The sequence below is a fragment of the Kitasatospora sp. NPDC048298 genome (assembly GCF_043201465.1).
Taxonomy (GTDB): domain Bacteria; phylum Actinomycetota; class Actinomycetes; order Streptomycetales; family Streptomycetaceae; genus Kitasatospora.
On sequence record NZ_JBICYZ010000116.1, the window covers coordinates 1 to 18,902 of the forward strand.

At 72.2% G+C, this 18,902-nt stretch carries 14 protein-coding genes; 8 read left to right on the plus strand and 6 right to left on the minus strand.

Annotation, left to right across the window (positions count from 1 at the left end):
• Nucleotides 1-138: 138 nt before the first annotated feature.
• The 6 genes from pcp to ACGF0D_RS42550 form a co-directional block, all read right to left on the minus strand.
• Complete coding sequence (pcp, locus tag ACGF0D_RS42525) at nucleotides 139-822, minus strand: pyroglutamyl-peptidase I (protein WP_392878225.1); 684 nt, start codon at nucleotides 820-822, stop codon at nucleotides 139-141.
• Between the two features lie 121 nt (nucleotides 823-943).
• Nucleotides 944-2,155 (minus strand): alpha-hydroxy-acid oxidizing protein, encoded by a 1,212-nt coding sequence (locus ACGF0D_RS42530; protein ID WP_392925689.1) that lies wholly within the window; start codon nucleotides 2,153-2,155, stop codon nucleotides 944-946.
• 156 nt (nucleotides 2,156-2,311) lie between these two features.
• Nucleotides 2,312-3,526, minus strand: a complete 1,215-nt coding sequence (locus tag ACGF0D_RS42535; protein WP_392878188.1) for an MFS transporter — start codon at nucleotides 3,524-3,526, stop codon at nucleotides 2,312-2,314.
• A gap of 84 nt (nucleotides 3,527-3,610) precedes the next feature.
• Nucleotides 3,611-4,372: a MerR family transcriptional regulator gene (locus tag ACGF0D_RS42540; protein ID WP_392925691.1), complete on the minus strand. Its 762-nt coding sequence runs from the start codon at nucleotides 4,370-4,372 to the stop codon at nucleotides 3,611-3,613.
• 79 nt (nucleotides 4,373-4,451) lie between these two features.
• On the minus strand, nucleotides 4,452-5,366 hold the full coding sequence (locus ACGF0D_RS42545; RefSeq protein WP_392925693.1) for an alpha/beta fold hydrolase: 915 nt from the start codon (nucleotides 5,364-5,366) through the stop codon (nucleotides 4,452-4,454).
• Between the two features lie 81 nt (nucleotides 5,367-5,447).
• Complete coding sequence (locus ACGF0D_RS42550; protein WP_392925695.1) at nucleotides 5,448-6,413, minus strand: GlxA family transcriptional regulator; 966 nt, start codon at nucleotides 6,411-6,413, stop codon at nucleotides 5,448-5,450.
• Between the two features lie 103 nt (nucleotides 6,414-6,516).
• Between ACGF0D_RS42550 and ACGF0D_RS42555 the strand changes: the two genes are divergently transcribed.
• The 8 genes from ACGF0D_RS42555 to ACGF0D_RS42590 all read left to right on the plus strand — a co-directional run bounded on the left by ACGF0D_RS42555 (nucleotide 6,517) and on the right by ACGF0D_RS42590 (nucleotide 18,761).
• Nucleotides 6,517-7,167: an HD domain-containing protein gene (locus ACGF0D_RS42555; protein WP_392878180.1), complete on the plus strand. Its 651-nt coding sequence runs from the start codon at nucleotides 6,517-6,519 to the stop codon at nucleotides 7,165-7,167.
• Between the two features lie 141 nt (nucleotides 7,168-7,308).
• Complete coding sequence (locus tag ACGF0D_RS42560) at nucleotides 7,309-8,784, plus strand: DUF2079 domain-containing protein (RefSeq protein ID WP_392925697.1); 1,476 nt, start codon at nucleotides 7,309-7,311, stop codon at nucleotides 8,782-8,784.
• A 107-nt stretch (nucleotides 8,785-8,891) separates the two neighbouring features.
• Nucleotides 8,892-9,302 (plus strand): GntR family transcriptional regulator, encoded by a 411-nt coding sequence (locus ACGF0D_RS42565; protein WP_392925699.1) that lies wholly within the window; start codon nucleotides 8,892-8,894, stop codon nucleotides 9,300-9,302.
• A gap of 146 nt (nucleotides 9,303-9,448) precedes the next feature.
• A complete protein-coding gene (locus tag ACGF0D_RS42570) occupies nucleotides 9,449-10,360 on the plus strand; it encodes an ABC transporter ATP-binding protein (protein WP_392925705.1) in 912 nt (303 codons plus the stop codon).
• The gene (locus tag ACGF0D_RS42575) at nucleotides 10,357-11,355 is read left to right on the plus strand and encodes a hypothetical protein (RefSeq protein WP_392925701.1); all 999 of its coding nucleotides are present in this window, start codon (nucleotides 10,357-10,359) and stop codon (nucleotides 11,353-11,355) included. The genes ACGF0D_RS42570 and ACGF0D_RS42575 overlap by 4 nt, the downstream gene beginning before the upstream one ends.
• A 662-nt stretch (nucleotides 11,356-12,017) precedes the next feature.
• Entirely contained in the window at nucleotides 12,018-16,490 is a 4,473-nt protein-coding gene (locus ACGF0D_RS42580; RefSeq protein WP_392925703.1) for an AAA domain-containing protein, read from the plus strand.
• Complete coding sequence (locus tag ACGF0D_RS42585) at nucleotides 16,487-17,338, plus strand: hypothetical protein (RefSeq protein WP_392878173.1); 852 nt, start codon at nucleotides 16,487-16,489, stop codon at nucleotides 17,336-17,338. Before ACGF0D_RS42580 ends, ACGF0D_RS42585 begins: the two co-directional genes overlap by 4 nt.
• Before the next feature lie 31 nt (nucleotides 17,339-17,369).
• Nucleotides 17,370-18,761, plus strand: a complete 1,392-nt coding sequence (locus ACGF0D_RS42590) for a hypothetical protein (RefSeq protein WP_392878171.1) — start codon at nucleotides 17,370-17,372, stop codon at nucleotides 18,759-18,761.
• Nucleotides 18,762-18,902: the final 141 nt, after the last annotated feature.

Genomic DNA, 18,902 nt, shown 5'->3' on the forward strand with positions numbered 1-18,902 from the left:
GCGCCGATGGTACTGCAGGGGGGACCCTGTGGGAGAGTAGGACGCCGCCGAACAATTCTTCTGAATAACCCCCATCCGGATTCCGGATGGGGGTTATTCGCGTTTCCGGGCTTGCCGCGGAACGATGCCCGCCGACAGTCAGCCGCCCCGGCGGGACAGCCAGCTCCGCCGGCGCGGTGCGGCCACCGTGCCGACGGGCGGCGGGTGGAGGGTGGCCACGGCGCTGCGGATCAGGATGCGCACCCCCTCGGCCGCCGTCTCCGCCGACATCGAGGCGCTCTTCTCCTGGCCGGATGCCTGGCTCGGCAGGTAGGGCAGGCGCGCGAACCCGCCACGCAGCGTTGGGCGTTCGGTGGCGATCAGGTGCGCCAGCCCGTAGAAGACGTGGTTGCAGAGGAGGGTGCCGGCGGTGTGCGAGAGGGTGGCCGGGATCCCGGCCTGCTGGACCGCCTCCACGCAGGCCTTCACGGGCAGGGTGGAGAAGTACGCGGCCGGGCCGTCCGGGACGACCGGCTGGTCGACCGGCTGGTTGCCCTTCCGGTCCGGTCCCCGGACGGCGTCGTCGAGGTTGACCGCCACCCGCTCGACCGTGAGGTCCGGGCGGTTGCCGCCCTGGCCCGTGGCGATGACCAGGTCGGGTTCGAAGCGGGCCACCGCCCGGTGCAGTGCGGTGATCGAGTCGCCGAACACCCAGGGGAGTTCGGCGAACTCCAGGGCCACTCCGGCCGGCGGAGCGGCGGCGACCAGCCGGCCCGCCTCCAGGGACGAGTTCAGGGGATCGCGGCCGAACGGTTCGAAGGCGGTCAGCAGGACTCGGATGATGGCGGACCTCCCGGCCGATGGGAACGTACGGACCCGATTTGTGCCGTTCGAGCGTAGGGCCGTCCCGAATATCCCGGCAAGCCCCGCCGGGCTCCGGTGGGCACCGAGACCCGATGTCGCGTCAGGTCCGGCGCAGCGCACCGTCCGCGCGCAGGGAGGCCAGGGTGGGGTAGCCGTCGACGGCCATCAGCAGGTCGGCCTCGGCGAGCAGGGAACGCAGCACGTGGACGATGCCGTCGGTGCCCTCCAGCGCCAGGCCGTAGGCGTACGGGCGGCCCACGCCGACGGCGGTGGCGCCGAGGGCGAGCGCCTTGACGACGTCGGTGCCCGAGCGGACGCCGGAGTCGAAGAGGACGGGCAGCCCGTCGGCGGCGGCGACCACGTCGGGGAGCAGGTCGAGGGCGGCCAGGCCGCCGTTGGCCTGGCGGCCGCCGTGGTTGGAGCAGTAGATGCCGTCGACGCCGCCGTCCCTGGCGCGGCGGACGTCCTCGGGGTGGCAGATGCCCTTGAGGAGGATCGGCAGGTTGGTGAGCGAGCGCAGCCAGGGCAGGTCGTCCCAGGTCAGCGGGTTGCCGAAGATGCCGGCCCACTCCAGGACGGCGGCCTGCGGGTCCTCCTCCGGCGCCTTGGCGAGGCGGGCGCGGAACACCGGGTCGGAGGTGTAGTTGGCGAGGCAGTGGCCGCGCAGCTGGGGGAAGTTGGCGGTGGCCAGGTCGCGCGGGCGCCAGCCGGTGACCCAGGTGTCCAGGGTGACGACGATGCCCCAGTAGCCCGCGGCCTCCGCGCGGTGCACCAGGCTCTCGGCCAGCGCCCGGTCGGTGGGGGTGTAGAGCTGGAAGAAGCCGGGGGTGTCGCCGAACTCGGCGGCCACCTGCTCCAGCGGATCGACCGTCAGGGTGGAGGCGACCATGGGCACGCCGGTCCTGGCGGCGGCCCGGGCGGTGGCGAGGTCCCCGTGGCCGTCCTGCGCGCACAGGCCGATCACCCCGATCGGCGCCATGAACAGCGGGGTCGGCAGCCGCAGGCCGAACAGTTCCACCGAGAGGTCTCGGGTGCTCGCGCCGACCATCATCCGCGGCACCAGGCCCCACCGGTCGAAGGCAGCGACGTTCGCGCGCTGGGTGGACTCGTCCCCGGCCCCGCCCGCGACGTAGGAGAGCACCGAGGGCGCCAGGGCCGCGCTCGCCCGCGCCTCCAGCTCGGTGAAGGCCATCGGCATCGTCGGCAGCACACCGCCGAGCCCGCGCAGGTAGATCTCGTGCTGGTAGTCGCCGAACCGCCCTTGGAACGCCGGGGCCGTCTGCCCACCGCTGCCCACCCGCTCGCTGCCCATCCGCCGGCCGTCCTTCCGTCCGCACCCGCCCGGGACCGTCCCGGCGGGGTGCCGTCAGCCCACCCGCCCACCCCGCAGGACGTGCGGGTGGGCTGACGGCACCCCGGCATTCTCACCACGAACCGCGCCGACGACCAGGGCCGGGGCACGGGCGCGTCACGGCGTCGGCGCGGGACGGACCCGGTGGCCGTACCGCCACACCGCGGCCGAGGCGAGCAGCGCGACCGTCCCGCCGAGGAGCATGACCGTGGTCGGGGAGGAGCGGTCCACCACCACGCCGCCGGTCAGCGCGCCGACCGAGAAGCCGGCCTGGAACACCGAGGTGAACACCACGCCGGCGCCCTCCGGGGCGTGCGGGGCCGCGGCAAGGAACCAGGTGAGCGAGCAGACCGGGACGGCGCCGTACGCCACGCCCCAGAGCGTCAGCAGGACGGCGGCGCCCGGACCGCCGGTGCCGAGCAGCGGCAGCAGCAGGGCCGCGGCGGCGAGCAGGACGGTCGCCGCGCCGAACACCGGCCGCAGTGCCCGGGCCGCGCGGCCGCCGGCCAGGACGTTGCCGAGCAGTCCGGCGGCGCCGTAGACGAGCAGCAGGGCGGTGATCAGTCCGGTGCCGGCGTGGGTGGTGCCGGTGAGGAAGGGGGTGACGTACGTGTAGCTGCCGAAGTGGGCCGGCACGATCAGCAGAGTCACCGCGATGCCGGTACGGGTGCCCCGACCGGCCAGCAGTCCGCGCAGCACGCCCAGCCCGGTGACGGTCAGCGGGGGCAGCGGCGGCAGCGACCGCAGGAGGGCGGCCAGGGCGACCAGGGTCAGCGCGGCCATCGCGAGGAAGGCCGCCCGCCAGCCGGCCAGCGACCCGAGGAACACCCCCGCCGGCACGCCGAGCACCGAGCCGAGCGGCACGGCGGAGAAGATCAGCGTGTTCGCCCGGGCCCGCCGGTGCTCGGGGACGAGGCGCGGCGCGAGCCCGGAGCCGATCGACCAGAACGCCCCGATGACCAGGCCGAGGGCGATCCGGGCGGTCAGCAGCGCCCAGTACGCCGGGGCGAGCGCGCTGAGCAGGTCCGCCAGGGTCAGTACCAGCAGCAGTGCGCAGAGCATGGTCCGCCGGTCCGCGCGCCTGGTCGCGACGGTCACCACGGGTGCGGCCACCGCGGCGACGATGCCGGGCAGGGTCATCATCAGCCCGGTCGTGCCGTCGGAGATCCGGAACGTGGCGCCGATCGGGGTCAGCAGGCCGATCGGGAGGATCTCGGTGGTGACGATGGAGAAGACCCCGGTGGTCACGGCGAGGACGGCGAGGGTGCCGCCGTCCCGGGTGTGGGGCTTCGGGGCGGGCGGAGCGGAGCGTGGGGTGGTGCCGGTCGGCATGCCGGAGGTCCTGTCGACGGGTGGTGGGTCTGTGACCCGAAGTCCACCAGTGCGACCGGGGGTTGGGCTGGCGTGAATCCGACGTCAACGCTTCCGCGGCGGTGCCGCGGCCCGGCTCTCGCCGGCGAGGCGGCGCTCCTTGGCGCGGTGGGCGAGCACGCCGAGGACGCGCTGCCAGGTCGGCGAGGCCTCGGCGATCCGGGCGAAGATCACCGCCTGGTTGCCGGGTCGGCTGCTGTCCCGGCCGTGGGCGAGCTCCCAGGCGTCCAGGTCGTCGATCAGCCGGTCCACCCGCGGATCGTCGGGCTCCCAGTCCAGCGACCGGTCGCAGAGCAGGAACAGCCGCGTCGTCTCGGGGTCGTCGAAGCTGGCGTTCTTCTCCCGGATGCCCCGGCGCATGGCCTCCGGGTCCAGGACCTGGAGCAGGATCCAGGTGTCGCGTTCGAGCAGCACCGACCGTTCACTGACGCCGAGCGCGCGCATCCGGTCCAGGATGGCGACCACCTCGGGCGGCAGTGCGAGCCGCTCGCCGCTCGCCAGGTCGGCGATCCGGCGGCGGTGCTCGGTGAGTTGCCCGATCCGGCGCTCCAGTTCGGCGTCGAGGTCGGTGACGGCGGCGGCGAACTCCTCCGGCCGCGCGTGCAGCAGGGCCTGGATCCGGGCCAGCGGCACCCCGGCGTCGGCGAGCGTCCTGATCCGGATGAGGTCCACCGCGGCCTGCGCGCTGTACCGGCGGTAGCCGGAGCCGTCACGTTCGGGCTCGGGCAGCAGTCCGACCTGGTGGTAGTGGCGGACGGTGCGCACGGTCACGCCGGCGGTCGACGCGAGTTGACTGATCGTGAGCACCGTCCGGCTCCGCTTCTGTCGAGGTCGGGGGGTGAGGTCGAGGTCGCGGTGGACGTCGAGGGGGATCGCGGGACGAAGTCTAGGCGCGGCCCGCCCGGTCCACGACGTCGCGGATCGCCTGGACCACGGCATCGGCCCGCTCGAAGACCAGCTGGCTGTGGCCGGTGTCGGAGAGGACGCGCTGCTCGCCGTCGGTGACCGCGCCGACCATGGCCGCGTCCAGCCGGGTCTTGCCGTCGTGCATCGCCCGCAGGGTCTCCTCGGACATCAGCGCCTGCTGGCCGGGGTCGATGCCCAGCGGGGTGAGCGCGATCACCGGGACGTCGGGGAGGCCGGGGCCGGCCCGCAGCTCGTCGGCCAGGTCGGCCATCGAGGCGCGCTCGGCGATGCCGGCGTGGATCCAGCGCTCGCTCACGTGGTACGCGACCACCGCGTCCCGGACGTCCGCCGGGTAGTCCACCAGCAGCTCCTCGCACATCCGCCGGATGGCCGGGAGCGCCTGCCGCAGCTGCTCCTCGGTGGGCGACATCCGGACGCTGGCGGCCAGGCTCGCCTCGGCGGGCACGAAGTCGTCCCAGTCCCGGTGGAAGGCGTCCAGCCAGACCAGCCCGGCGACGTCCTGCGGGTACAGCTGGGCGAACCCGTGGGCGTAGGCGCCGCCGAGCGAGTGCGCGACCAGCACGTACGGGCCGGGGACGCCCTCGGCGCGCAGCAGTTCCCGCAGTTCGGCGGCGACCTCGGCGGCGGTGCGGGGCAGCGGCGCCTCGTCGCTGTAGCCGGTTCCGCCGCGGTCGTACACCACGGCGGTGGTGAACCGCGAGACGCCTTGCTGGAGCCCGAAGTAGTCCAGGCCGATCGCGCTCGCGCCGGGCAGGAAGACGACGGCGGGCCCGCCGTCGCCCTGGCGGTGCACGTGGAGGCGGCGTCCGTCGATCTCCCGGAAGCCGCCGACCGGGGGGTGGAGCGGGGCGGTGGAAGTGCTCTCGTTCTTCATGCGGCAAGCCTCCAACCCTGACGTAGCGTCAAGGTCAAGCCGCCCCTGGCGGCACCCGGCGGTGGCGGTTCCCGCCAGGTGTCAGCCGGTGCCGTCGTGGGTGCTGGCGAAGCGGTTGCGGTACTCCGTCGGCGTGGTGCCCAGGTGGCGGGCGAAGACACGGCGCAGGGTCTCGTCGCTGCCCAGGCCGCTGTACCGGGCGGCGGCGGTGACGCTGTGGCCGTCGAGGAGCAGTTGCCGGGCGCGGTCGAGGCGGACGCGTTCCACCCAGCGGGCCGGGGTGGTGTGCAACTCGGCCTGGAAGAGCCGGGTGAGGTGCCGGGTGCTGACGGCGGCGCCGGCGGCCATCGCGGGCAGGCCGTGGTCGGCGGCGGGGTCGGCGAGGACGGCGTCGGTGAGGGCGCGCAGCACGTCGCTGCGGGCGGGTGGAGTGGCCAGGGCCGTGGAGAACTGCGACTGGCCGCCCGGGCGCTGCATGAAGACGACCAGCTCGCGGGCGACGGCGCGGGCGGCCTCGGCCCCGTGGTCGTGCTCGACCAGGGCGAGGGCGAGGTCGATGCCCGCGCTGATGCCGGCGCTGGTGTGGTAGCGGCCGTCCTGGATGTGCAGGGCGTCGGGTTCGACCCGTACCCGGGGGTGGCGCTGCGCGAGGGCGGGGGCGTGACGCCAGTGGGTGGTGGCCCGGCGGCCGTCGAGCAGCCCGAGCGCGGCGAGCACGAAGGCGCCGCTGCACACCGAGGCGACCCGCCGCGCCCGCCGGGCGAGGCTGCCCGCGGCGGCGAGCAGCGGCTCGGCGGGGCCTTCGGTGACCAGGTGGTCGGCCCCGGCGACCACCAGCGTGTCGAGGGGCACCTCGGTGTCCTGCGGTGTGGTGGTGCCCGCCAGGCAGACGCCGTTGGAGGCGGTGACGGTGCCGCCCGCGGGCGACACCAGGACGGTCTCGTACGGGTGGCCGCGCCGGCCGGCCTGGTGGAAGACCTCCAGCGGACCGCTGGCGTCGAGCAGCGTCACCCCGTCGAACACGAGAAAGGCGACCCGGCGCCTCATGTCTGAATCCGAGGGGCATGCGTCTGTACGGACATGGTGACAGCCTAAGCCGGTGGGCGAAGGTGGAGAAGTCAGCCGAACAGCGGCGAAAACGGAGGAAATCATGACGAACAAGAGCGTGGAGACGATCGCGGGCGTGCGCATCCCGGACAGCGCCCTGGCCCGGGAGGCGACGGAACTGGTGCGGGAGACGGCCTCGCCGCTGCTGTTCGACCACTCGCGCCGGGTGTTCCTGTTCGGGGCGCTGCGCGGCGCCGAGCAGGGGCTGGACTTCGACCCGGAGCTGCTGTATGTCGGCGCGATGTTCCACGACCTCGGCCTCACCGACCGCTTCGGCCGGACCGACCAGCGGTTCGAGATCGACGGCGCCGACGAGGCCCGCCGCTTCCTGGAGTCCCACGGCATCGCCGGCGAGCCGGCGCAGCGGGTCTGGACGGCGATCGCCCTGCACACCACCCCGGAGATCCCGCTGCACATGGCGCCCGAGATCGCCCTGGTCACCCGGGGTGTGGAGCTGGACGTGCTGGGCATCGGCTACCACGCCGTCACCGACGAGGAGCGCGCCGCCGTGGTCGCCGCCCACCCGCGGCCCGACTTCAAGAACCGCATCCTGGCCGCGTTCACCGACGGGATCAGGAACCGCCCGGACACCACCTTCGGCAACGTCAAGGCGGACGTGCTCGCCCACTTCGTGCCGGGGTTCGAGCGCGGCGACTTCGTGGAGGTGATCCTGGGGTCCGACTGGGCCGAGTGAGCCGGGTGGGCCGAGTGAGCCGGATCGAGGCCCCTGGAGGGCAGCCCGAAGGCCCGGCCGGCGTCGCCCGGCCGGGTTTGACGGGTTCTCGCGGCTTCCACCACCCTTCCACTAATCGAATAGTGAAAGGGTACTTTGCCGATGCCCGCTCCCGTCTCCCCGGCCTCGCGGCCGTCCCCGCTGTCCCTGGCCTCTCCGCCCGCGCAACCCGCCGTGCTCGCACTGGCCGTCCGGCGCGCGACACCCCTCGCCCGCCGCCCCGCCGTCCTCGCCTGGGCACTGGCGGCCGGGTTCGCCGCGCTGTACGCCTGCGTCGGCGTCAACCGGCACCGGCGCGGCCTCAGCAAGGCCTACGACCTGGGCATCTTCGAGCAGGCCATCCGGGCGTACGCCCACGGGCAGGCGCCGATCGTGCCGCTCAAGGGGCCCGGCTACCACCTGCTCGGGGACCACTTCCACCCGCTGATCGCCGTCCTCGCCCCCGCCTACCGGGCCTTCCCGAGCCCGCTCACCCTCGTCGTCGTCCAGGCGCTGCTGATGGCGCTCGCCGTCGTCCCGCTGACCCGCTGGGCCCACGAGGTGGCCGGGCCGCGGGTGGCGCTGCTCGTCGGCTGCGCCACCGGGGCCTCCTGGGGGATCGTCCGGGCGGCGGCCGACGACTTCCACGAGATCGCCTTCGCCGTCCCGCTGCTCGCCTTCGCCGTCACCGCGCTCGGCCGGCGCCGACCGCTCGCCGCCGCGCTCTGGTCGCTGCCGCTGCTGCTGGTCAAGGAGGATCTGGGGCTGACGGTGGCCGCCGTCGGCGCGCTGATCGCCTGGCAGGCCCGGCGGGAGCGGCACCGCAGTCCGCTGCCCGGGCTCGCCCTCGCCGTCCTCGGCCTCGCCGCGACCGCGCTCACCGTGCTCGTCGTGCTGCCGGCCTTCAACCCGGAGGGCGGCTTCGACTACTGGCGGCAGCTGGACGGCGGCGGGCAGCCCTCGCTCTGGGCGCTGCCGCTGCGGCTCGGTTGGCCGCCGGTCAAGTGGCTGCTGCTGTTCCTGCTCGCCGCCACGGCCGGCTTCGCCGGCCTCCGATCGCCGCTCCTGCTGCTCTGCGTGCCCACCCTCGCCTGGCGGCTGCTCTCGGACAACTCGCACTACTGGGGCGTCAGTTACCACTACAGCGCGGTGCTGATGCCGATCGCGCTCGCCGCCCTGGTCGACGTCCTGCGACGCGTCGACGTACGCCGAGCCAGGCGTGCGCTCGCCGTCAGCGCCCTGGTGACCGCCGTGACGCTGCCGCTCTACCCGCTGCACGAGGTGGTGATGCCCGAGGCGTGGCGCACTTCGCCCCGGCTCACCGAGACCCGGGCGCTGCTCGGTCGGATACCCGACGACGCCACCGTGGCCGCCTCCAACCGGCTGGCGACCCAGCTCACCGCCAGGGCGGAGGTCACCCTGGCGTGCCGGGCGCCGGTGGGCCCCGGGCCGCAGTGGGTGGCCGTCGACCTGCGCGACCCGAGCGTGCGGTCCCCGTGCGCCACCGCCGACACCGCCCGGATGCTGGGCGTCTACCGGGAGCGCGGCTACCGGCCGCTGATCGAGCAGGACGGCCTGCTCCTGCTGCAACGCCCCTGAAGCGCCACGTACGGGGCGTCCCGGCGGCACCCCCCGGGTCCGGCTTGACCCGCGCGCCGCAGTGGGCCACTATTCCACTATTGAACTAGTGAAAGGCCGAAAAGCCGGTGATCGAGTACCGCATCGAGCGGCGCAGCGGCGTCTCCACCTACCAGCAGATCGTGCAGCAGACCAAGCAGGCCCTGCGGCTCGGACTGCTCCAGTCCGGAGACAAGCTGCCGACCGCCCGCGAGGTGGTCGAGTTGACCGCGATCAACCCCAACACCGTGCTGAAGGCCTACCGCGAACTCGAACGCGAAGGGCTGGTCGAACCCCGCCCGGGGCTCGGCACCTTCGTCCGGCGCTCGCTCGCCCGGCCGGAGGCCGCGGCCGACGGGCCGCTGCGCGCGGACCTGGTCGGATGGGTGGACCAGGCCCGCGCGGCCGGGCTGGAGCGTGAGGACATCGCCGCGCTGATGGCCTCCGTCCTGGAGCAGCGCTTCGACACCGGGGTCACCGGCCCCGACAGCGGGGCCTGAGGCTCCGACACCGGGGCCGCGCGCCTCGACACCGGGGCCCGAGACGCCCCGGCAACACCGAACGAGAACAGTGGGGGGACCGGGTGGACGACCCGACGACCACGGCGCCGGAGCCGCAGGCCCCGGTGTCGGAGACTGCGCAGAGGGTGGCGCAGGAGGTGGCCCTGGAAGCCACCGGCCTCGGCAGGAAGTACCGGGGCGGCTGGGCGCTGCGCGACTGCGACGTCACCGTCCCGGCCGGGCGGATCTGCGGCGTGGTGGGCCCCAATGGTGCGGGCAAGAGCACCCTGCTCTCCCTCGCCGCCGGACAACTCAAGCCCACCGAAGGCCAGTTGACGGTGCTCGGTGCCCCGGCCGGCGCGCCCGAGCTGCGCGCCAGGGTCGCCTACGTGCCGCAGGACAAGCCGCTCTACCCGGGCCTCACCGTCGCCGAGACCATCCGGATGGGCCGCGAGCTCAACCCGGTGTGGGACGAGACGCTGGCCCAACAGATCATCGACCAGGGCGAGTTGAACCCCAAAGCGCGGATCGGCTCGCTCTCCGGCGGCCAGCGCACCCGGGTCTGCCTCGCCCTCGCCCTCGGCAAGCTCCCCGACCTGCTGCTGCTCGACGAGCCGATGGCCGACCTCGACCCGCTCGCCCGGCACCAGCTGATGGGCACCCTGATGTCGGCCGCCGCCCAACGCGGCACCAGCATCGTGCTGTCCTCGCACATCCTCCCCGAACTGGACGGCGTCATCGACCACCTGCTGCTCGTCCAGCGCGGACGCATCCGGCTGGCCGGCGACCTCGAGGAGATCCTCGACGGGCACCGGCTGCTCACCGGGCCGGCCACCCAGGGCGCCTCCCTGGCCGCGGAGTCGGTGGTCGAGCAGCGCGTCAGCGGCCGCCGGGCCATCGCCCTGGTCCGCACCGGCGACCCGCTGGACGGCGAATGGGAGAGCGAGCGGCCGAGCCTGGAGGACCTGCTGCTCGGCTACCTCCGCGGCCCCGCCGACGCAGCCGGCCCGGCCGACGGCCTGGCCGACCGGAAGAACCCGAACGAGGTGGCCGCATGAGCACGACCGTCCTGCCCGAACGCGCCACCGCCCGGCCCGCCCCCGCCACCCCCGGCCTGCGCGGACTCCTCTGGCTGGTTCTCCGGCAGAACCGCTTCCTCCTCTGGGCCTTGGGCGTACTGCTCGTCCTGGCGGTGGCGGACCTCCTCTGGATCCACATCGCCTGCGCCCGCATCGTGGACACCCTGCGCCGGACCGACTGCTACTACCCCGAGTCCTGGAGCGACGCCCACTGCTGGGAGCTCGTCCAGCCGCTCGACCGGCCGAACTTCTGGTACCTCCAGGTCCTCCAACCCGCCGTCGCCGCACTCCCGCTGCTGCTCGGCATGTTCGTCGGCGCCCCGCTGCTGGCCCAGGAGTACGAACGCGGCACCATCCGCCTGATCCGCGCACAGTCCGTCGGCCCGATCCGCTGGCTGGCCGTCCGCCTCGCCGTCCCCGGCCTCGCCGTCCTGGCCCTCAGCGGCGTGATCGCCGTGCTGATGACCTGGGTGTGGTGGACGGACATCGTGCACGGCCCGGTCGCCTTCGACCCGCCGTTCCAGTTCTTCACCTACCCGGCGCTCGGCCTCGCCCCGATCGCCTGGTCCCTGTTCGCGCTGGCTCTCGGCGTCCTCGTCGGCCAACTCGTCCGCCGCACCGTGCCGGCGATGCTCCTCACCGGCGCCCTCGTCGCCGCCACCCACGGCCTCGTCGCCTGGGCCCGCGCCTCCTTCTACCCGGCCGTGGACCAGGTGGCCGCCGTCGGCACCGCCCACCCCACCAACGCCTGGCTCCTCGAACGCGGTGTCATCCTCTCCGACGGCTCCCGCATCAGCACCAGCGTCTGCAGCTTCACCTTCTCCGACCGCAAGGACTGCCGCGGCGCCACCGCCTCCTGGCTCCGCTACCACCCGGCCGACCACCTCGTCCCCATCCAACTCGTCGAAGCCGGCATCCTCCTGGCGCTGACCGCACTCCTCCTCACCGCCGTCTTCCGCCGCATCCGCACGTAGGGCCTGTCTCTTGGATCCTTGCCGGGTGCGCGACGCTCCCCCAGCCTTCGGCCGGGAGGTACCCCCACCTCCGCCTTGCGATGTACGCACCCCAGCGCCGCGCCCTGATCCGACAAAATCCAAGAGACAGGCCCTGAGCCCCCACCGCCGGCCCGGCCGAGCGGAGCGACACCAACCGCGGCCAGGGCCCGATTCACCGAATCGGGCCCTGGCCGCGGCGCGTTCGGAGTGCAAGAGGACTCCCGCAGCGCCGTATGCGGTCGGAAGATCTCACATTTGGCTTCTTGCCCCCTGGCGGATCAGGGGGATTTTTTCATGCCCCACCTCGTCCGATCGGGAATCAATTACATGTTCGATAGAGGGAATCGAGTTCTATTCAATGAGCTATTTGAGGTGATGGTCTGAATGGCTGCTGAGTAAATGTCGGCCATCACTCAGCAGTTAATCGGCCACTCTTCGCCGAATGGTTTCCGGCGGCGCTGCCTGCCCCCATTCTGGAGCGTTCGTCACCGATCGAAGGGAGAATGGTGAGCGTTCCACGGCGACATGCGGGGGATCCCGATGTCATCGGTCAGACTGCTGCGCTGGTCGGCTTCCTGCGCGAGGTCGTGCAGAACAGCCATCAGCGGCTCCGGGACACGCGTTCCTGGGGTCCGCTCTGGTTGGCCGACCTTCCCGCGAAGGTGCCCCGGCCATCCGGCGACGACGGCCGTCCGTTGCTGATCCTGGACCACGTTCCGCAGGCTGCGGCGCCGGAGCTTCCGCCGGTGCTGGAGGGATGGGTCGACGAGCGGCTCTGTCAGGACGCCGACGCCGAGGACCCGCCGCTCGCGGAGGAAGGCCCGTACCGGACCGGGGAGTCGGAAACGGGTGGTGAAGGCTGGCAGAGCGAGGCGACCGTCGTTCGGGATGAGGCTGCGGACGTCCTGCGGGCGTACGGACCGTGGCTCACGCGGTGGCGGCTCTGGGCCGAGCGGGAGCGGTCCGAGCGGTCGCAGCGCGAGCTCTACGAGAAGGTCTACCACTGGCACCAGCAGTTGGTGCAGCAGGATGACCAGTACGAACTGGTGCTCACGGTGGGCCTGTTGACCTGGAGGGAGCCGAGCGGCGGTGTGATCCACCGGCACGTGCTGTCCCGGCGGGTGGAGACCCGCGTGGACCGGCGGACTGCGCGGATCACCGTACGGCTCACGGACAACGGAGCGGTCCGCCTCGAGGACCGGGACTTCCTGGACACAGACGACGGCTGGGTGCCGGAGCGCGCGGCGGCGTACGACGAGGAGCTGTCCGCTCGGCCCCTCCATCTGTTGAGCGAGGAGGCGCTGGATTGTCTCTCGCAGTGGCTGGACCTGGTGCTGCCGCGGCCGGTGGCGTTCAGCACCAACTGGCGTCCTCCGGCGGGGCCGGAGTCGAGTGCCCGGCTCACCTTCGCCCCCGCTCTCCTGATGCGACCCAGGGACCGCAACGCGGTGCTGAACTTCTACGACCGCATCGCCGAGAGCGTGGTGTCCGAGCGCCGGGCTCCGCTCGGGCTCGCGCAGTTGGTGATGTCGCTGAACCCCGAGGACCGGGCGAACTGGGGTGGTCGGCAGGCGCCCGCGCTCTTCGGCGACGAGCCCCTGTTCCCGGGCAAGACCAACGCCCAGCAGCGCTCGGTGCTGCAGCGGTTGCAGCGCGACACCGGTGTTGTGGTGCAGGGACCACCCGGAACCGGGAAGACCCACACCATTGCCAACCTGGTCTCCGCGCTCCTGGCCCAGGGGCAGCGGGTGCTCGTCACCAGCGCCAAGGACCAGCCGCTGACCGTGCTCCGGGACAAACTTCCGCCAGCCGTGCGGGACTTGTGCGTGCTCCTGCTCAGCACGACGAGCCAGGACGGTGCGAATGAACTCGAACGCACCATCAACGCGTTGAGCGACCAGGTGGCGGTCGGTGACACCGACCAGCTCCGGGACGAGATCCGTCGGCTGACCCAGCGCCGCTACGAGGTGCGCAGCAGGATCAAGCTGCTGACCGAGCAGGTGATCTCCTTGCGCGAGGCGGAGGTCTACCAGCATCCGGAGGTCGCACCGGGCTACTCGGGGACGCTCGCCGCGATCGTACGGAAGGTGCAGGACGAGGCGGTACGGCTGAGCTGGATCGGGAGGCTGCCGGACCGGGCGTCTGTGACACCGCCGTTGTCCCCGGTGCAGGCGGAGGAGCTGCTCGCCTTGCTACGGGAGGGGGCCGGGCAGTGGGCGGAGTCCGGGGTCTTCCCGTCCGCGGACACTCTGCCGACCTCCGGCCAGGTCGCAACGGCCCTCGCGGCGAGCCGGCTGAGCGTCAACGGGCTCTCCCCGGCGGCGATCGAGGTGCGGAACGTCCTGGCCTCGCTGGATACCAGCGTCACGGACAGGTTGACCGAGCTCCTGGGGCACGGCCGAAACCGACTGCACCGCCTGGGCGCTCACCGGGAGGCCACACGCTGGGGAAACGAGAGCTGGGTGGACCGCGCGCTGACGGACCGGCTGGCCCGGCGCCACCCCGACCTCTGGCAGCGTGTCACCGATGTCGCGGGCGTGCTGCCCGAGGTGACCGAAGGCCTCGACCGCGCCGGTCTGCGGACGGTCGTCATTCCGGACGGCCTGACTCCCGAGCGTGCGCGCCGCATGGCGGCCACGATCCCGGCCTTGCGGGAGTACCTGTCCGGCGGCCGCCGGCTGCGGAACCGGTTCGCGTCCAGGGTGCAGCGGGAAGCAGAGGAACTCCTCGGCAGTTGCACGGTGGACGGAAAGGTACCGGCCGCTGACGGCGACCTGGGCGCTGTGTTGGCGCACCTTCATGCGCATGCTGCTCTCGCCGCTGTGGCGGCGCGTTGGGAACAGGTGGGTGCGGCGCTTCCGGACGCGCCGCTGGAGGTACGGCTGGCGGCGTTGTCCGAACGGTACCGGCACCTCGCCGAGGTCGACGGATTCGGCCGGATCCGCGAGCAGGTCGACGAACACCTGGTCCGTCACGGGGTCTACCTCGACTTGACCCGACCCCAGGCGTGGCAGGACTTCGCCGAGGCCGTCGCTGCCCTGGCAGGCAGGCAGCGGGCCGAGGAGGCGTCGGCGCGGCTCGACCGGTGGGACCGGCTCCTGCACGGTACGGAGGACGGCGTGGCCCCGCCGATCGAGGCGCTCGCCATGGCACAGGCTCTTCGCGACCGCGATGTGGACCGGTACTCGAAGGAGCTCGAAGCGCTTGCGGCGGCGCAGCAGCGGGACCAACGGCGGCGTCGCTGCATGGAGTTGCTCGAAGGCTTGCGAGGCGCGTCGCCGGCGCTCGCGAACAGGATCGAAGCGGAGGCCGAGGACCCGGCCTGGGACGAACGGCTCGCCCGGCTCCGGGAGGCCTGGGCCTGGGCGAAGGCGTCCGAGTTCATCGACGATGAACGCGCACCCGGCCGGGAGCAGCGCCTCGACGGTGAGCTCACCGAGCACGAGGCGAAGCTGGAGGAGCTCACGGGCGACCTGGCCGCCGCACAGGGGCGGCTGCACTGCCTGGTACGGATGACCCAGGAACAGCGCTCGGCGCTCCAGGCCTACCGCACGCACATGGCTTCGTACGGCAAGGGGAAGGGCAAGAGCTCCTCCCACTTCAAGGCAGCCGCCCACAGCGCGATGCACGTCGCCCAGGGAGCGGTGCCGGCGTGGGTGATGCCCATCGCGCGGGTGGCTGAGATGATCAAGCCCCGGCAGGACGCCTTCGACGTGGTCATCGTCGACGAGGCCAGCCAGGCCGGCATGGACGCGCTGTTCCTGCTGTGGCTCGCACCGAGGATCATCGTGGTCGGCGACGACAAGCAGTGCACGCCCTCGGTCTCCGCGCTCGGACGCACCCAGCAGATCCAGGACCGGCTCACCGCACACCTGCCGGAAGTCCCGGCCCACCTGCGCCAGTTGTACATGCCGCATTCCAACCTGTACCAGCTGCTGTCGGCGCTCTTCCCATCCACCATCCGCTTGCAGGAGCACTTCCGCTGCATGCCCGAGATCATCGGGTGGTCCTCGGCCACGTTCTACACCCCGCCGGGCCTCATCCCACTGCGGCAGTACGGCGGTGAACGGCTGGACCCGCTGCTGACGCGCTACGTCGAGGGTGGGGTCGCGGAGGGACGCGACGGGCGGATCCGCAACCCCAAGGAGGCCGAGGCGATCGTGGACTGTCTCGCCGAGCTGGCCGCGGACCCGGCGTACGAGCACAAGACGATGGGAGTCATCGTGCTCCAGGGCTTCGGGCAGGTCAAACTGCTTGAGCAACTGATCGAACAGCGTCTGTCGGTCCCGGTCCGGGAACGCCACCGCATCCGGGTGGGAACCCCGGCCCAGTTCCAGGGTGACGAGCGGCACGTGATCCTGCTCTCGATGGTGGTCGACCGAGTGCGGAAGATCGCCGGTGGCATGCGCAGCGAGCAGCAGGCCTACAACGTGGCGGCCAGTCGCGCCCAGGATCAGATGCGGCTCTTCTACTCGGTGCCGCCGGACCAGCTCAAGACCGGGGACCTGCGGCTCAACCTGCTCGGCTACATGCAGAACCCGCCGGCGGCGCTGGCGGAGGCGGCGGACCTCGGCGCCGTGCTGCCCGACGTCCGACGCCCACCCTTCGACTCTCTGTTCGAGCAGCAGGTCTACCTGCGGCTGAAGGAGCGCGGCTACCACGTGGTGCCCCAGTACCCGGCGGGCAGCAAACGCATCGACCTCGTGGTGGTCGGCGCGCGGGGCCGCCTTGGCGTGGAGTGCGACGGCGACTACTACCACTCGACGCTCGACCAGATCCGGCACGACCACCAGCGAGACCGTGAACTCCAGCGGGTCGGCTGGCAGTTCTGGCGTGTCCGGGAGAGCGAGTTCCGGTTCGATCCGAACGAGGCCCTGGCAGGGCTGTGGCAGGAACTCGACCGGCAGGGCATCCGTCCGGCGAACTACTCCCGGCCTTCCGCGCCGCCGGGGGAGGCGCAGCCGTGGACACGGCTGGAACTGCCGGAGGGCGACGAGCTGCCCGACGAAGGTGCCGAGGGCCACGAGCCGGAGGAGCCGCACGGCTCCCACGACGGGGCCGGCGCAGGACCCGTCCCCCACCAGGAATCCGACACCACCGAAGGAACGGCATGACCCAGACGCAGAGCCGGCAGGACGACCGCATGCTGGACGAGAACACCCTGGAGGAGCTCGCCCGCGTCGTCGCGGGCGACGACGACCTCCTCTACCGTCGCGGCTTCGAGATCGCGGCCTTCCTCAAGCGGGCCGGCTGGCAGGAGGTGCCCGAGTACGACGGCCAGTACCGCAGGGAATGGGCCACCGAACTGCTGATGTCCCGGCGAGACCAGCCCGGGGAGATCGAGAAGGTGCTGCTCAGGCTGGCCGACCCCCGGGAGTACTTCGAGGAGCCCGGCCTGCTCACCGAGGTCGTGGCAGCCGTCAACACCTTCCTCATCCACGAGGGGTTCCGGCTGGAGAACCCCGGCGGCAGCCCCCGGTTGGTGCCGTGCGACCCGGCGCTGGTCCACCCGACGCACTACGGCTCCACCGAACTGAAGGTCGTCATGACGGACCTCATCGCCGATGAAGCCATGGCGGAACTGCTCCAGTGGCGTCTGGACGAGGCCCGCACGTGCTACGCCAACGGTGCCCACGTCGCGGCGATCATCATGCTCGGGTCGCTGATGGAGGGGGTGCTCCTCCAGACCGTCGTGGAACGGGATCCGTCTCTCCTGGGCCGGGACTCCGAGGACAACATCAGTCTGGACAAGTTGATCAAGGCTTGTCACCGAGTCGGATGGATCGGTCCGGACGCCGAGAAGTTCAGCCACGAGCTGCGCAGGTACCGGAACTTCGTCCACCCCAAGGCCGAGTCCCGGCAGAGCCACCGGCCCGACCGCGACACCTTGAGCATTTGCTGGCAGGTGGTCAACGCGGCCCTGAACGATCTCGCCGACACCCACCCCGACCGTGCCCGGTAGCCGCACCGGGCACGAACCGTCAGCGCACCGCATGATCCGCAACCACTTCGAAGGAGAGACGATGGGGAAGAAGGCGGCAGCCGTACTCAAGGACCTCGTCCGGCCGTGGAACGTGGCGATCCATTCGACCACTGGTCTGGCCGGGAGCGTCGCGGAGGTCTCGGATACGGACGACAAGGACCGGCGGGAGAAGAACCAGGAGCCGCTGCGACGCAAGCCGGGGCTGCGGGAGGTGCCGGCGAGCGACCGCGGGTACTCGATCGAGCTCACGCCGTGGAAGCTGTTGCACACTCTCGGCCGGGCCAACGTTCTGGCACGGCAAGGAGCAGGCCGGGGGTTGGCCGAGCACTGGGCGAGCCTCAAGTACTGCCAGGCCTTGGACGGCAACCACGGGAGCTTCATGACGCTCTCCACGGAGGGCCGTAACCCGATGCGCCACTACAAGGCGGTCCAGTCCGGGGAACTGGGGATCGGGTTCGCCCTCGTCGCAGCCCAGGAGATCCTCGGGCGGCGGTATCCGGGCCACTCGGTGTCGGTCATCGACGCGGAGATCGCCCTCCGCGCAGGGTGGACGTTGACCGGTAAGGAGGGCTCCGCGCACCGGTCGGCCAAGCGCCCGCACTTCTTTCTGGAAGTGTGGAGGCCCGGAGAGCCCTCGAAGGTCGTACTCGTCGCCTGCAAGGGGAGGCACGGCAAGGCGGCGCAGGTGCACGCCCAGTTGTCCACTGCGGCGGTGCACGTCGAGGCGGTCCACATCGGACGCCCGGATGAGACGCCGGCCATGGTGTTCGGTACCGAGATCCCGGGCAAGGAACCCATCACCGTCCACGTGCTGGAAGCAGCCGGAGACGGCGTTCTACACGTGCCCGGTGGAACGGACGGGGTCGACCTGAACCTCCCGGACGATGTCGAACCGGAAGAGCACGCCGTCGTACCCGGAATCGACCTCGCGTGGGGGACCACCGAGGAACCCCGCATGGTGTCCGGCTACCACGTCAGGCCCGACGACTACCGGTGGTTCCGCCGAGTGCTGGCCCACGCGGACGCGGCCGGTCTGCTGGCCTTCACCGGTGGGGGCAAGCCCACTGCCCGCTATCTGTCGAAGGGCCAGGGGAAGGGCCACTTCGACCAGTACACGCATGCGGGTACGGGCATCGTCCAAGACGTCGTGCACTCGGTGCACGGCGTCGACTTCGTGGGTACCGATCACGTGTTCCGGCTGAACGGCACGCGTGTGGAGGCCTTCTCCGGGGTTGCGCGGGACCTCTTCGAGGATCTCGCGAAGGGCCGGGTCGAGCAGTACAGGCGCAGGGCCAACGCGCTGCGCGCGGAGTGGCCCGGCGAGCCCTGGGACGCCAAGTGGCGGGGGCCGGTCTCGTTGAACCAGGACGGGTCGGTCATGGCCATTCGCGTCCTGCGCTGAGGTCCGACCGTAGGTTCGGGCGACCGGCGGGGGGGGGGGGGGGGGCCCCCCCCCCCCCCCCCCCCCGCGGGGGGGGCCCCGCCGGGCCCGGGGGGGGGGGGGGGGGGGGGGGGGGGCGGGGGGGGGGGTGTTTTGGGGCGG